This is a genomic window from Pseudomonas mandelii, assembly GCF_900106065.1.
Taxonomy (GTDB): Bacteria; Pseudomonadota; Gammaproteobacteria; order Pseudomonadales; family Pseudomonadaceae; genus Aquipseudomonas; species Aquipseudomonas mandelii.
In genome coordinates this window covers 4,717,118-4,731,971 of record NZ_LT629796.1, presented here as the reverse complement: position 1 = coordinate 4,731,971, position 14,854 = coordinate 4,717,118, and the positions used below count along the sequence as shown (strand labels likewise).

General features: G+C 60.0%; 11 protein-coding genes. 5 read left to right on the top strand and 6 right to left on the bottom strand.

The window, feature by feature from the left end:
- Positions 1 to 35 precede the first annotated feature (35 nt).
- The 3 genes from BLU63_RS21825 to BLU63_RS21815 form a co-directional block, all read right to left on the bottom strand.
- Positions 36 to 1,280 carry a lipoprotein-releasing ABC transporter permease subunit gene (locus BLU63_RS21825; RefSeq protein WP_010456313.1) on the bottom strand — a complete coding sequence of 415 codons (1,245 nt, stop codon included), beginning with the start codon at positions 1,278 to 1,280 and terminating at the stop codon, positions 36 to 38.
- Between the two features lie 65 nt (positions 1,281 to 1,345).
- Positions 1,346 to 2,029 carry a lipoprotein-releasing ABC transporter ATP-binding protein LolD gene (lolD, locus tag BLU63_RS21820; protein WP_167362278.1) on the bottom strand — a complete coding sequence of 228 codons (684 nt, stop codon included), beginning with the start codon at positions 2,027 to 2,029 and terminating at the stop codon, positions 1,346 to 1,348.
- A gap of 7 nt (positions 2,030 to 2,036) precedes the next feature.
- A complete protein-coding gene (locus BLU63_RS21815; protein ID WP_010456317.1) occupies positions 2,037 to 3,287 on the bottom strand; it encodes a lipoprotein-releasing ABC transporter permease subunit in 1,251 nt (416 codons plus the stop codon).
- Between the two features lie 94 nt (positions 3,288 to 3,381).
- On the opposite strand from BLU63_RS21815, the gene BLU63_RS21810 reads away from it, so the two are divergent.
- Both BLU63_RS21810 and BLU63_RS21805 read left to right on the top strand, forming a co-directional pair.
- Positions 3,382 to 3,960, top strand: a complete 579-nt coding sequence (locus BLU63_RS21810) for a PilZ domain-containing protein (protein ID WP_010456319.1) — start codon at positions 3,382 to 3,384, stop codon at positions 3,958 to 3,960.
- 14 nt (positions 3,961 to 3,974) lie between these two features.
- Positions 3,975 to 4,697, top strand: coding sequence for a glycerophosphodiester phosphodiesterase (locus BLU63_RS21805; RefSeq protein WP_010456321.1), 723 nt, complete (start codon positions 3,975 to 3,977; stop codon positions 4,695 to 4,697).
- Between the two features lie 42 nt (positions 4,698 to 4,739).
- Here BLU63_RS21805 and sthA read toward each other — a convergent pair whose 3' ends face one another.
- Positions 4,740 to 6,134, bottom strand: coding sequence for a Si-specific NAD(P)(+) transhydrogenase (gene sthA / locus BLU63_RS21800; protein WP_083376192.1), 1,395 nt, complete (start codon positions 6,132 to 6,134; stop codon positions 4,740 to 4,742).
- Between the two features lie 207 nt (positions 6,135 to 6,341).
- Positions 6,342 to 7,328, bottom strand: a complete 987-nt coding sequence (locus BLU63_RS21795; RefSeq protein WP_083376191.1) for an FAD:protein FMN transferase — start codon at positions 7,326 to 7,328, stop codon at positions 6,342 to 6,344.
- 204 nt (positions 7,329 to 7,532) lie between these two features.
- Between BLU63_RS21795 and tcuC the strand changes: the two genes are divergently transcribed.
- Entirely contained in the window at positions 7,533 to 8,831 is a 1,299-nt protein-coding gene (tcuC, locus tag BLU63_RS21790) for an MFS transporter (RefSeq protein ID WP_083376190.1), read from the top strand.
- Between the two features lie 166 nt (positions 8,832 to 8,997).
- Here the strand turns inward: tcuC and BLU63_RS21785 are convergent, their stop codons facing one another.
- Positions 8,998 to 10,461 carry a glyceraldehyde-3-phosphate dehydrogenase gene (locus tag BLU63_RS21785; protein ID WP_042932690.1) on the bottom strand — a complete coding sequence of 488 codons (1,464 nt, stop codon included), beginning with the start codon at positions 10,459 to 10,461 and terminating at the stop codon, positions 8,998 to 9,000.
- A gap of 363 nt (positions 10,462 to 10,824) precedes the next feature.
- Here BLU63_RS21785 and mfd point away from each other — a divergent pair, with 363 nt between their 5' ends.
- Complete coding sequence (mfd, locus tag BLU63_RS21780; RefSeq protein WP_010456331.1) at positions 10,825 to 14,274, top strand: transcription-repair coupling factor; 3,450 nt, start codon at positions 10,825 to 10,827, stop codon at positions 14,272 to 14,274.
- 10 nt (positions 14,275 to 14,284) lie between these two features.
- Positions 14,285 to 14,851: a CsiV family protein gene (locus BLU63_RS21775; RefSeq protein WP_010456333.1), complete on the top strand. Its 567-nt coding sequence runs from the start codon at positions 14,285 to 14,287 to the stop codon at positions 14,849 to 14,851.
- Positions 14,852 to 14,854: the final 3 nt, after the last annotated feature.

Here is a 14,854-nt window from a genome sequence, read left to right as displayed (position 1 = left end):
GGGAGCGAGCCTGCTCATGACGGCGGTGTAACGACTTACGAATACCGCAACGCGTGTGCTGGCTCGATCTTCGCCGCACGCCAGGCCGGGTAGACCGTCGCCAGGAAGCTCAGGACGAACCCCGCCGAGCAGATCAACAACACATCCCCACCCTGCAACTCCGACGGCAGGTTACTGACGAAATACACGTCAGAACTGAAGATGTGCTGGCCACTGACCCGCTCCATCCACCCCACCAGCTCGCTGACGTTCAGCGCCGCTATCACGCCCAGAACGCCACCGATCAAGGTGCCGACAACCCCGATCACCGTGCCCTGCACCATGAAGATCGCCATGATCTGCCGCGGTGTGGCGCCAATGGTGCGCAGGATCGCGATGTCCGCGCCCTTGTCGTTCACCACCATGATCAACGTAGCGATGATGTTGAACGCCGCCACGGCGACGATCATCAGCAACAGCAGGCCGATCATGGTTTTTTCCATCTTCATCGCACTGAACAGACTGCCCTGGGTGTGGGTCCAGTCATCAGCCTTGTAAGCGGTGCCCAGCCCGCCCGCGATATCGCTGGAGACCTTCGGCGCCGCGTACAAATCCTTCACCGCCAAACGCACGCTCTGCACCTGGTTCGGTTCCCAGTGCTGCATCTGCGCGGCATCGGCGACGTGGATCAGCGCCATCGAGCCATCCAGCTCGGCACCGACCTTGAACACGCCCACTACGTTCAGCCGCTGCATGCGCGGGGTAATGCCGCCCGGTGCGTTGCTGACTTCCGGCACGATCAGGGTGATCTTGTCGCCGACATTCAAGCGGAAACGCCGCGCGGTGATTTCGCCGATCACCACGCCGAACTCGCCCGGTTTCAACGCATCGAGACGGCCCTGAACGATGTGCTGGGCAACGATCGACACCTTGCCTTCCAGTGCGGGATCTACACCGCTGACCTGAATTGGCTGCATCGTGCCTTTATAGGAGAGCATGCCTTCCATCTCGGTGAACGGCACGGCGGCAGTGACTTCCGGGTTTTTCATCGCGGCGGCGGCCACGGGCTGCCAATCGTCGATCGGCTTCACGCCGACGATGGTCGCGTGCGGCACCATTCCGAGGATGCGCGAGCTCATTTCGCGCTGGAAGCCGTTCATCACCGACAGCACCACAATCATCGCCAGCACGCCGAGGGCGAGACCGATCATCGAGGTCATCGAGATGAAGGAAACAAAGCGATTGCGGCGCTTGGCGCGGGTATAGCGCGTGCCGATAAAGATCGATAACGGTCTGAACATTCGCTGGGGCACCGTATAAAAATAAAAGACCCGACGTACTGTTCAGCACGCCGGGTTTCGGCCAATCAGATGGGCGTCAGGCAACCTTCCTGCAAATGCAGGACGCGATCCATCTGGCGAGCCAGGTTCATGTCGTGAGTCACCACCAGGAACGCCGTGCGCATCGAGGTGCTGAGTTCCAGCATCAAATCCTGAATGCCCTGGGCGGTGTGGGAGTCGAGGTTGCCGGTCGGCTCGTCGAGCATCACCAGGCCTGGCTTGTTCACCAAGGCGCGGGCGATGGCAACGCGCTGACGTTCGCCGCCGGACAGTTCAGACGGTTTGTGCTCCAGGCGATGGCCAAGCCCTACCCGCTCCAGCAACGCAGTCGCACGCTGGCGCGCTTCCGGAATCGCAGTCTTGCCGATCAGCAGCGGCATGCAGACGTTTTCCAGCGCGGTGAACTCAGGCAGCAAATGGTGGAACTGGTAGACGAAACCCAGCGACCGGTTGCGCAGCAGGCCGCGTTTCTTCTCGCTCAGGGCCGACAGCTCTTCGCCATCGAGCCAGACGCTGCCCTTGGTCGGCGTGTCGAGACCGCCCAACAGGTTGAGCAAGGTACTTTTGCCCGAACCCGAGGTGCCGACAATCGCCACGCGCTCACCCGGATGCAACTCCAGTTGCAGACCGGCCAGCACTTCTACCGACTCCGGGCCTTCCTCGTAGGACTTGCCCAGGTTGCGGCAGCTCAAGATTGCTTTATCACTCATACCCAACTCACTCATAACGTAGCGCCTCCGCAGGCTGGGTGCGCGCGGCACGCCAGGCTGGATACAGGGTGGCGAGGAAACTCAGGACCAACGCGGCGGCGCAGACCATCAACACGTCCTGGCTCTGCACTTGCGACGGCAGGTAATCGATGAAATACACGTCGGCGTTCAGGAATTTGTGGCCGATCAACCCTTCGAGGGCCGAGATCGCAGCGCTGACGTTCAACGCGGCGAAGATCCCGACCACGGCGCCGATCAGCGTGCCGATCACGCCAATGACCGTGCCCTGGACCATGAAGATCGCCATGATCTGCCCCGGCGTGGAGCCCAGGGTTCGCAGAATCGCGATGTCACCCTTCTTGTCGTTCACCACCATCACCAGCGTGGAAATGATGTTGAAGGCCGCGACGGCGACGATCAGCAGCAACAGCAGGCCGATCATGGCTTTTTCCATGCGGATCGCCTGATACAGATTGCCGTGGGTACGGGTCCAGTCGCGGGCGTAGAAATGGTCCTCACCAAGTTGCTGGGCGATATTCCACGCCGTGCGCGGGGCCTGGAACAGGTCATCGAACTTCAGGCGGATGCCCTGGACCTGATCCGGCTTCCAGCGATGCATTTTCGCCAGATCCTGCAGGTTGGTGACACCCAGGTACCCGTCGATCTCACCGGCGCCGACATGGAAAATACCGACCACGGTAAAGCGTTTCATGCGCGGGAACATCCCGGCCGGGGTCACCGTGACTTCCGGTGCCACGAATGTCAGCTTGTCGCCAACCGCGGCGCCAAGCTTGGCGGCCGCCTTGTCACCGATGACAATGCCGAAGCTGCCCGGCGTGAGGTCGTCGAGTTTGCCCTGCTGCATGAAGTTATCAATGATCGAGACCTGGCGTTCCAGCGCAGGGTCGATGGCATTGAGCAGGACTTTGGAGACCTTGCCGTTGTTGGTCAGCAAACCCTGCATCTGGGTGAACGGCGCAACGGCCGTCACCTGCGGGTTCTGCTTGACCTTGGCGGCCAGGCTTTGCCAGTCGCTGATCGGTTCACCGGACTCGATGGTCGCGTGGGGCACCATGCCCAGCACGCGGGTGCGCATCTCATGATCGAAGCCGTTCATGACCGAAAGCACGACGATCATCACGACCACGCCGAGGGCGAGTCCGATCATCGAGGTCAGGGAAATGAATGACACAAAATGATTGCGGCGCTTTGCACGGGTATAACGCGTGCCAATAAATACGAAGAGAGGTCTGAACATGTCGGGGCTTGTTCGGAGGGAAAAGGAACGTCCTTGTGGCGGGGGTCGATAACCAGCTTTACACTCAGACCACCGCCGCTACCATGGGTTCGCCATGTCGACATTAGATGAAGAAGATCGCCGCGAATACTACCGTATCGAGGACACGATCGCACTGGAAATTCGGCCCCTGTCCGCTCCCGAAGCCGCAGGCCAGGAAGTGTTGCAGGATGCTTCCCCACTGTTCAACTTGCTCAGCGAACTGCACCTGAGCGAATTCGAGTCGCAACACCTGCTGCGCCAGATCAGTGAGCGCGACCGCAACCTCGCTGCGTTCCTGAAATCCCAGAACAAACGCATCGATCTGCTGAGCCAGGTGATCGCCATCACCGTACTCGGGCAGATCGGCGAGCCGCAGCCGGTGATCATTTCCGAAGGCGGTATCGACTTCCAGCACCCGACGCCCATCGCCGTGGGCGCGCACCTGTCGGTCAAACTGGTGCTGATGCCACAAGCCCTCGGCCTGTTGCTGCGGGCCAAGGTCACGCATTGCGATCGCAAGGCTGGCGCCTACGACGTTGGCACCGAGTTCGAATACCCGACCGACGCCCAGCGCCAATTGCTGGCCCGCTACATTTTGCAGAAGCAGGCCCAGGAACGACGTCTGGCCCGCGAAAACGAATCAGGCATTTAATTTAAGGAAGAACCGTGACCCTCATCTACGGCCATCGCGGCGCCAAGGGCGAAGCACCGGAAAACACGCTGACCAGTTTCCAGCAATGCCTCAAGCATGGCGTGCGCCGCTGTGAACTGGACCTGCACCTGTCCATGGACAACGAGTTGATGGTCATCCACGACCCGACACTCAAGCGCACCACCGACCGACGCGGCAAGGTCGTCGAGCACACGGCGGCCGAGCTGGTGACCTACGACGCACGCAAGGGCGGGCCGGGCTGGATCAAGCCTTGCCCGATCCCCACGCTGGAAGAGTTGTTCGAGAAATGCGATTTCGAGCATTGGCAGCTGGAAGTCAAAAGCGCATCTCGCACCCGTGCCGCAACGACCGTGCTGGCGATACGCGAAATGGCTCAGCGTTTCGGCCTGCTCGACAAGGTCACGATCACGTCGAGTTCACGCGAAGTGCTGAAAGCCGCGCTGGACCTGGTGCCGGACGTGTCTCGTGGATTGGTGGCTGAATATGCATGGCTCGACCCGTTGAAAGTCGCCCAGAGTTACGGCTGTGAGATTCTGGCGCTGAACTGGACCCTGTGTACGCCGGAACGCCTGCAGAAGGCGCAGCGTCAGGGGCTGCATGTGTCGGTATGGACAGTCAACGAGCCCGCGCTGATGCGCAGACTCGCCGACTTCGGCGTTGACAGCCTGATTACAGACTTTCCCGGTTTGGCCAGCGCCACCCTCGAGAATTGCTGAAATCGGTCTCCCCGGCCGGCTCAGGCCACCGGCCGGAGCCACTCAAAAAAGCCGGTTGAGGCCATCGTAAGCCGCTACCCGATAGGCTTCGGCCATGGTCGGGTAGTTGAACGTCGTGTTGACGAAGTACTTCAGGGTGTTCAGTTCGCCCGGCTGGCTCATGATCGCCTGACCGATGTGAACGATCTCCGACGCCTGATAACCGAAGCAGTGAACGCCCAGCACTTCCAGGGTCTCGCGGTGGAACAGGATTTTCAGCATGCCCTGGGGCTCGCCGGCAATCTGTGCACGCGCCATGCCCTTGAAGAACGCCTTGCCCACTTCGTAGGGCACCTTGGCCTGAGTCAGCTCCTGCTCGTTCTTGCCGATCGAGCTGATCTCCGGAATGGTGTAGATACCGGTCGGCACGTCGTTGACGAAGCGCCAGCTGTTGTTATCGACGATGCTGCCAGCGGCCGAACGACCCTGGTCGTGGGCGGCACTGGCCAGGCTCGGCCAGCCGATCACGTCACCGGCACCGTAAATGTTCGGTACGCAGGTGCGATAGGCTTCGTCGACTTCGATCTGGCCACGGCTGTTGACCTTCACGCCGATGTTTTCCAGACCCAGCTGGTCGGTGTTGCCGGTACGACCGTTGCACCAGAGCAAGGCATCGGCCTTGATCTTCTTGCCGGACTTGAGGTGCAGGATCACGCCGTTGTCCACGCCTTCGACGCGGTCGTAGTCTTCGTTGTGGCGAACCGTGATGTTGTTGTTGCTGAAGTGGTAGCTCAGGGCCTGGGAAATTTCCGAGTCCAGGAAACTCAGCAACTGACCGCGGTTGTCCACCAGTTCAACCAGCACACCCAGGCCACTGAAGATCGACGCGTATTCGCAACCGATCACGCCAGCGCCGTAAACGATGAGTTTGCGCGGGGTGTGGCCGAGGCTGAGGATGGTGTCGCTATCGTAGATGCGCGGGTGATGGAAATCGATGTCCGCCGGGCGATAAGGACGCGAGCCGGTGGCGATGATGATGTGCTTGGCCACCAGTTTTTCGACCACACCGTTGGCGCAGACCACTTCGATGGTTTGCTCGTCGGCGAAGCTGCCGGTGCCGAAGAACACGTCGACGCGATTACGGGCGTAGTAGCCGGTGCGCGAGGCGACTTGTTTGGAAATGACTTTTTCGGCGCTTTTCAGCACGTCCGGAAACGAGAACCAGCGCGGCTCACCAATGGCCCGGAACATCGGGTTGGTGTTGAACTGCATGATCTGCCGGACCGAGTGACGCAGTGCCTTGGACGGGATGGTACCCAGGTGGGTGCAGTTGCCGCCGACCTGGCGACGGCTATCGACCATCGCCACCTTGCGCCCTGCTTTGGCGGCGTTCATTGCCGCGCCTTCTCCCGCCGGGCCGGAACCCAGTACCACCACGTCGTAGTTGTAGACAGCCATGCGTACTCCTCAGAACAGGCCGCAGTGCCCTCGGCACCTGCGGCTAAATCACGCCGATCTGTGGCGTGAAGGAACAATTTGGGGCCAATGCAGAACCCGGACACAGTCTATAGAAGCGTCAACGCCGGGCACATTAACCCTTGGTCGCGTCGTAGGCTAGTTTTGCCTGCACTACAACGCCAGTCTTCGATGCGCGAACCGTCGCAATCATTCAGTTTTGCCGCCACTGAGGCGCTCAAAAGCCTGATTGGTTCGTGTGACGAAACCTGTATCGGTACGGATCACAAAAAATGCGCCGATATCGTGTTTTTCTGCGTAGTCCCAACCGCGCTCCGGTCCGAGAATCAGCAACAGTGTCGATAAGCCATCGGCCATTAACGCTGAAGGATTAATCACTGTGACCGACGCCAGGGTGTGTGAGACCGGCGCACCGGTGCGGGCATCGAAGGTGTGGGAATAGCGCCGACCGTCCTGCTCGAAATAGTTACGGTAGTCGCCGGAAGTGGACACTCCGTAGCCGTCGACAACAATCACACGTTCGGCCACTTGCTGATCATCCCGAGGCTCTTCCAGAGCGATGCGCCATGGCGAGCCGTCGTGTTTCTTGCCGGCCGCCTTGAGTTCGCCGGTGACCTCGACCAGGTAGCTGCGGATGCCCATCGCTTCGAGTTTTTCGGCAATGGTATCGACGGCGTAACCGGCGGCGATGCTGTTGAAGTCGACTTCGACGGCGGCGTCCTTGCACAGCTGATCGCGATCGATGCGCAGGTGTTGGTAGCCAACCCTCTGCCTTACTTCGGCGAGCGACTGGGCGGTGGGGACTTTTTCCTCACGGGCTTGCGGGCCGAACCCCCAGAGATTGAGCAGCGGTTCCACAGTCAGGTCGTAGGAGCCTTCGCTTTGTTCCGACAGCAGCTGAGCAACGCGGATCAGTTTGAGGATCGGCGCGGGCATTTTCTGACAGCGATTGGCAGGGAGATCGTTGAAGCGCTCGACGTCCGAATCGCTGCGGTAGGTCGAGAATTGTCGATCCACTTCAGCGAGGATATTTTCTACTTCAGCCTGCACCGCTTTCGGCGCGAGCGTGTAGGAATGCCTCACGTATTGAATGGAATAACGACTGCCCATGGCTGGGCCGTCGAAGCGTTCCAGACTGTCGCCGTTGCCACAACCGGACAAAACACCGACCAGCATCACAATCCCAGTCCACCGTCCAGTTAACAAATCTTCATCCCCCCCCCAAAACCGCGCCCGCCATTATGGGCTTCAGAGCGCATGGGAGCCAGACCTGCCTCATCTGCCTGTCAGACGCAAAACCTGTGGGAGCCTCACTTCGCCACACAGGCTCGTGCAAGCGCAGCGCGTTCAAACAAGACGTACCAGAGTGAGTATCTACAAATGTCCTCCAACACGAGCAAAGGCAAGGCGATTTTTCGCGTTGTCAGCGGTAACTTTCTCGAAATGTTCGACTTTATGGTCTACGGCTTTTACGCCACGGCCATCGCGAAAACGTTCTTTCCTGCCGACAGCGCTTTTGCCTCCCTGATGTTGTCGCTGGCCACTTTCGGTGCTGGTTTCCTGATGCGCCCGCTGGGCGCGATTTTCCTCGGCGCCTACATCGACCGTCATGGCCGCCGCAAAGGCTTGATCATCACCCTGGCGATGATGGCTGCCGGCACGGTGCTGATTGCCTGCGTGCCGGGTTACGCCACCCTCGGCGTGGCCGCGCCGCTGCTCGTGCTGTTCGGCCGCCTGCTGCAAGGCTTCTCGGCCGGCGTGGAACTGGGCGGCGTGTCGGTGTACCTGGCAGAGATTTCCACGCCGGGTCGCAAGGGCTTCTTTGTCAGTTGGCAATCCGCCAGTCAGCAAGCCGCGGTGGTGTTCGCCGGTCTGCTGGGAGTCGGTTTGAACTATTGGCTCAGCCCCGAAGAAATGGGTGACTGGGGCTGGCGTGTTCCATTCCTGATCGGCTGCATGATTGTGCCGGTGATTTTCGTGATTCGTCGTTCGCTTGAAGAAACCCCGGAATTCCAGGCGCGCAAACACCGCCCTACCCTGCGGGACGTCGTCCGCTCGATCAGTCAGAACTTTGGCATCGTCATCGCCGGCATGGCGCTGGTGGTGATGACCACCGTGTCGTTCTACCTGATCACCGCCTACACCCCGACCTTCGGCAAAGCCGAATTGCATCTGTCGGATCTGGATGCGTTGCTGGTGACGGTCTGTATCGGTCTGTCGAATTTTTTCTGGTTGCCTGTCATGGGTGCCGTGTCCGACAAGATCGGGCGCAAACCCCTACTCCTGGCGGCGACCATTCTGGCGATCCTTACGGCCTACCCTGCCCTGTCATGGCTGGTGGCGAACCCGAGCTTCAGCCATTTGCTGATCGTCGAGTTGTGGCTGTCGTTCCTGTACGGCTCGTACAACGGCGCCATGGTGGTGGCGCTGACCGAGATCATGCCGGTGGAAGTTCGTACCACCGGCTTCTCCCTGGCCTACAGCCTGGCGACTGCAACGTTCGGCGGGTTTACACCTGCGGCGTGTACGTACTTGATCCATGTGCTGGATAACAAGGCAGCGCCGGGGATCTGGCTCACTGGCGCGGCGGTGCTGGGGTTGATTGCGACGCTGGTGTTGTTCAAAGGCAATCGGCATGAACTGCGGACTGCGCAAGCCGCGGTGGTCGGCGGCGCCTGACAAATCGCTTTCGCGGGCAAGCCTCGCTCCTACAGGTCATTTGCCAGTTTTGAGCGGGCGCATGCCCGCGTAAAGGCCGGCACAAACCACACCTCTGGAAACTGACAAATTGCACAAACAAAAACGCCCCGACCAAAGTCGGGGCGTTTTCATGTGCAGCTAAGGCTTAGCGCGGGAATGCTGGCGGGTTTACACCGGCCATGTCTTCCATCACGCGAACCACCTGGCAGCTGTAACCGAACTCGTTGTCGTACCAGACGTACAGAACAACGCGGTTGTCTTGGGTGATGGTCGCTTCAGCGTCCACAACGCCTGCGTGGCGCGAGCCAACGAAGTCGGTGGAAACCACTTCCTGCGAATTGACGTAGTCGATTTGCTTATGCAGATCGGAGTGCATGGCCATCTGGCGCAGGTACTCGTTGATCTCTTCACGAGTGGTGGCTTTCTCAAGGTTCAGGTTGAGAATGGCCATCGACACGTTTGGCGTCGGAACGCGGATCGCGTTACCGGTTAGCTTGCCGGCCAGCTCAGGCAGTGCCTTGGCAGCAGCAGTGGCAGCACCGGTCTCGGTGATCACCATGTTCAGCGCGGCACTACGGCCACGGCGATCGCCTTTGTGGAAGTTGTCGATCAGGTTCTGGTCGTTGGTGTACGAGTGAACGGTTTCAACGTGACCATTTACGATGCCGAACTTGTCGTTCACAGCTTTGAGCACCGGCACGATGGCGTTGGTGGTGCAGGAAGCGGCGGAAACGATCTTGTCGTCAGCAGTGATATCACCGTGGTTGATGCCGTGAACGATGTTCTTCAGCTTGCCTTTACCCGGCGCGGTCAGAACAACGCGGTCGATACCTGGGCAAGCCAGGTGTTGACCCAGGCCCTCGGCGTCGCGCCATACACCGGTGTTGTCCACCAGCAGCGCGTCTTTGATGCCGTACTGGGTGTAATCCACTTCAGTCGGGTTCTTCGCGTAGATCACCTGGATCAGGTTGCCGTTGGCGGTGATGGTGTTGTTGGCTTCATCAATAGTGATGGTGCCATCGAACGGACCATGAACCGAGTCACGACGCAGCAGGCTTGCACGCTTGACCAGATCGTTCTCGGCGCCCTTGCGGACAACGATGGCGCGCAGACGCAGGCCGTCGCCACCACCGGTTTTCTCGATCAGGATGCGCGCCAGCAGACGGCCGATACGACCGAAGCCGTACAGGACAACGTCGGTGCCTTTGCGAGCGGAAACGTTCTGCTGACCAACGACGTCAGCCAGTTCTTCGCGGACGAACTGCTCGGCAGTGCGGCCATTGCCTTCGGCTTTGAACTTGACCGCAAGCTTGCCCAGGTCAACCGAAGCGGCGCCGAGCTTGAGCTCGCTCATCGCCTTGAGCAGCGGGAATGTTTCGTGGACGGACAATTCGCTGTCATCGGACTGACGATGACGAGCAAAGCGGTGAGCTTTGAGAATCGCAATGACTGAACGATTGATCAGGCTGCGGCCATAGATCGAGCTCACCACGTTGTTATTGCGGTAGAGCTGACCGATAAGCGGAATCATCGCTTCTGCGAGTGCTTCACGGTCGATCCATTCACCAAGACACTGGTCGGGCTTCTGAGTCACGGGAACCTTCCACATGTAGGGGCAGAAAAAAGGGGCTACATTATGCCGCCGAGTGCCTCCCGTAGCAATGCGCGCCTGTCGTGCGATCCGTAACAAAATCAGGTTCAAAAAAATCACGCAGCGATGCAGCCCAGTAAAACCGGGGCTTTCAGCGCAGTCAATTTTTTGGAGATACCGCTGTCTTATCCGTAACCCTCCGTAACACTCGGTCGTTTTGCCACTACATAATCATCAATTTCCGGTAAAAAACCGGCGAATTTTGTCTTTACCACTACATTTCGCCAAACCTGCGTAATAGACACAGTCTGCAACTGACAGGCGGCACCCGGGGCCGCTACAATTACCGACTTTGTCGCAACGCTTGGAGCTCAACCTTCCGTGCCCGTTCTGCGTCTACCGCTTCTCCCTGCCGCGGCAGGTAAACAGCACTGGGGCAACCTGCCCGGTGCCGCCCTTAGCCTGGCCATCGCCGAGGCTGCCAGCGCTGCCAAGCGCTTTACCCTGCTGCTGACCGCCGACAGCCAAAGTGCCGAACGGCTGGAACAGGAGCTGAGTTTCTTCGCCCCGGATTTGCCTGTGCTGCATTTCCCGGACTGGGAAACCCTGCCTTACGATCTGTTTTCCCCCCACCAGGACATCATTTCCCAGCGCATCGCGGCCTTATATAGGTTGCCGGAGCTGAGCCATGGCGTATTGGTCGTACCGATCACCACCGCGCTGCACCGCCTCGCGCCGACCAAATTCCTGCTCGGCAGCAGCCTGGTGCTGGACGTTGGCCAGAAGCTCGACGTCGAGCAAATGCGCACCCGGCTTGAAGCCAGTGGCTATCGCTACGTCGACACGGTGTACGAGCACGGCGAGTTCACGGTGCGCGGCTCGCTGATCGACCTGTTCCCGATGGGCAGCAAACTGCCCTTCCGTATCGACTTGTTCGACGACGAAATCGAAACGCTGCGTACCTTCGACCCGGAAAACCAGCGCTCCATCGATAAAGTCGACACCGTTCGCCTGCTGCCCGCGCGGGAATTCCCGCTGCAGAAAGATGCGGTCACCCGCTTCAAGGCACGCTTTCGCGAGCGTTTCGATGTCGACTTCCGTCGCTGCCCGATCTTTCAAGACCTGAGCAGCGGGATTACACCGGCCGGTATCGAGTACTACCTGCCACTGTTCTTCGACGAAACCTCGACGCTGTTCGATTACCTGCCCCAGGACACACAAGTGTTTTCTCTGCCGGGCATCGAGCAGGCAGCGGAAAACTTCTGGAACGACGTGCGCAATCGCTACGAAGAACGCCGCGTCGATCCGTCCCGTCCTTTATTACCTCCGGCCGAACTGTTCCTGCCGGTGGAAGACTGCTTTGCGCGCCTGAAGAACTGGCCGCGGGTAGTGGCCAGTCAACAGGACGTGGAAACCGGCGTCGGTCGCGAGCGCTTCCCGGCGCGCGAACTGCCGAACCTGGCCATCGAAGCCAAGGCCACCCAGCCGTTGGCGGCGCTGGCCGGTTTCCTCGACGAGTTTCCCGGGCGCGTGCTGTTTACCGCCGAGTCCGCGGGTCGTCGTGAAGTGCTGCTGGAATTGCTCGAACGCCTGAAGCTGCGACCGAAAACCGTCGACAGCTGGCCGGACTTTGTCGCAAGCAAGGAGCGACTGGCGATCACCATCGCGCCGCTCGACGAAGGCCTGGTACTCGACGACCCGGCCCTGGCGCTGGTAGCCGAAAGCCCGTTGTTCGGTCAGCGGGTGATGCAACGTCGTCGCCGCGAAAAACGCGCCGATGCCAACAACGATGCAGTCATCAAGAACCTTACCGAGTTGCGCGAAGGCGCGCCGGTGGTGCATATCGATCACGGCGTCGGTCGCTACCTGGGTCTGGCGACCCTGGAAATCGACGATCAGGCTGCCGAGTTCTTGACCCTGCAATACGCAGAGGGCGCCAAGCTCTACGTGCCAGTGGCCAACCTGCACCTGATTGCTCGCTACACCGGTAGCGACGATGCCCTGGCCCCGCTGCACCGCCTCGGCTCGGAAACCTGGCAGAAAGCCAAACGCAAAGCCGCCGAGCAAGTGCGCGACGTCGCGGCCGAGCTGCTCGACATCTATGCCCGTCGCGCCGCTCGCGAAGGTTATGCCTTCGAAGACCCGAAAGCCGACTACGCAACCTTCAGTGCCGGTTTCCCGTTCGAAGAAACCCCGGATCAGCAAACCACCATCGATGCCGTCCGCGCCGACATGCTGGCACCGAAGCCGATGGACCGCCTGGTCTGCGGCGACGTGGGCTTCGGCAAGACCGAAGTGGCGATGCGCGCGGCGTTCATTGCGGTGCATGGCGGTCGCCAGGTGGCGATCCTGGTGCCGACGACCTTGCTCGCCCAGCAGCATTACAACAGCTTCCGCGACCGCTTCGCCGACTGGCCGGTGAGCGTGGAAGTGATGAGCCGCTTCAAGTCGACCAAGGAAGTCAACGCTGCAGTGGCGGACCTCGCCGAAGGCAAGATCGACATCGTCATCGGCACGCACAAGTTGCTGCAGGACGACGTGAAAATCAAAAACCTCGGGTTGGTCATCATCGACGAAGAGCATCGTTTTGGTGTCCGTCAAAAAGAACAGCTCAAGGCCCTGCGCAGTGAAGTCGACATTCTTACCCTGACCGCCACGCCGATTCCGCGCACGCTGAACATGGCGGTGTCGGGCATGCGCGACCTGTCGATCATTGCCACGCCGCCAGCCCGTCGCCTGTCGGTGCGGACCTTCGTCATGGAGCAGAACAAGAGCACGGTCAAAGAGGCCCTGCTGCGTGAGTTGCTGCGCGGCGGTCAGGTCTATTACCTGCACAACGACGTCAAGACCATCGAGAAGTGCGCCGCCGACCTCGCCGAACTGGTGCCGGAAGCGCGGATCGGCATCGGCCACGGGCAGATGCGCGAACGCGATCTCGAACAGGTGATGAGCGACTTTTATCACAAGCGCTTCAACGTGCTGATTGCCTCGACCATCATCGAGACCGGCATCGACGTGCCGAGCGCCAACACCATCATCATCGAGCGTGCCGACAAATTTGGCCTGGCGCAGCTGCACCAATTGCGCGGCCGCGTCGGTCGCAGTCACCACCAGGCTTACGCTTATTTGCTGACCCCGCCACGCCAGCAGATCACTCCCGACGCCGAAAAACGTCTGGAAGCGATCGCCAACACCCAGGACCTCGGCGCAGGCTTCGTGCTCGCCACCAACGACCTGGAGATCCGTGGAGCCGGCGAACTGCTGGGCGACGGTCAGAGCGGTCAGATCCAGGCGGTCGGTTTCACCCTGTACATGGAAATGCTCGAACGCGCGGTGAAGTCGATCCGCAAGGGCGAACAACCGAACCTTGATCAACCGCTGGGCGGTGGTCCGGAAGTCAATCTGCGCGTCCCGGCGTTGATTCCCGAAGCCTACTTGCCGGACGTGCATGCCCGACTGATTCTCTACAAACGCATTGCCTCGGCCACCGATGAGGAAGGTCTCAAAGACCTGCAAGTGGAGATGATCGACCGTTTCGGCCTGCTGCCGGAACCGACGAAGAACCTGATGCGCATCACGGCATTGAAGCTGCAAGCCGAACTGCTGGGCATCAAGAAAGTCGACGGTGGCCCGCAAGGCGGCCGGATCGAGTTCGCCGCGCAGACGCCGGTCGACCCGCTGACCCTGATCAAACTGATCCAGGGCCAGCCCAAACGCTACAAATTCGAAGGGGCCACGATGTTTAAATTCATGGTCCCGATGGAGCGCCCGGAAGAGCGCTTTAATACTGTAGAGGCGCTGCTTGAGTGCCTCATTCCGAAAACTGCTTGAAGGACGCCGCATGCGCCTGTTTTGTTTACTGACCTTGCTGACCACCCTGGTCGCTCCTACGGCGTTTGCCGATGACCTGTACCAGGTTGAAATGATCCTGGTGCGGCAAAACGCCGTGCCAGCCATTGTCAGCAAAGCCGCACCGGAAGACTGGGCTGCCGGTGCAAAAAGTATCAGCAAGGACAACCTGCGCACGCCAAGCCTGAATAATGAAGTGCAAAAACTCAGCGCCAGCAGCGATTACACGGTGTTACTGCACAAGGCCTGGCAACAGAACCTGGGCGAAGACGCCCGCAAGATCGCCATCAGTGAGGGCAAGGAACAGTTCGGCCAGTTCCCGATCGAGGGCACGTTGAGCTTGAAACTGGGACGTTTTACCGACGTCGACGCGGATTTCTGGGTCAACCAGATCGACGCCAATGGTTTGGTCACCGCCAGCGAACGCCTGAAGCAGGAAAGCCACACCAAGAACGGCCAGCTGAACTTCCTCGACAACGGCCACCTCGGCCTGCTGATCAAGATCACCTCGCTCACCGCCCCTGCGCCTCGGCCAGTCCCCGATGAAATTCCGGACTGATTG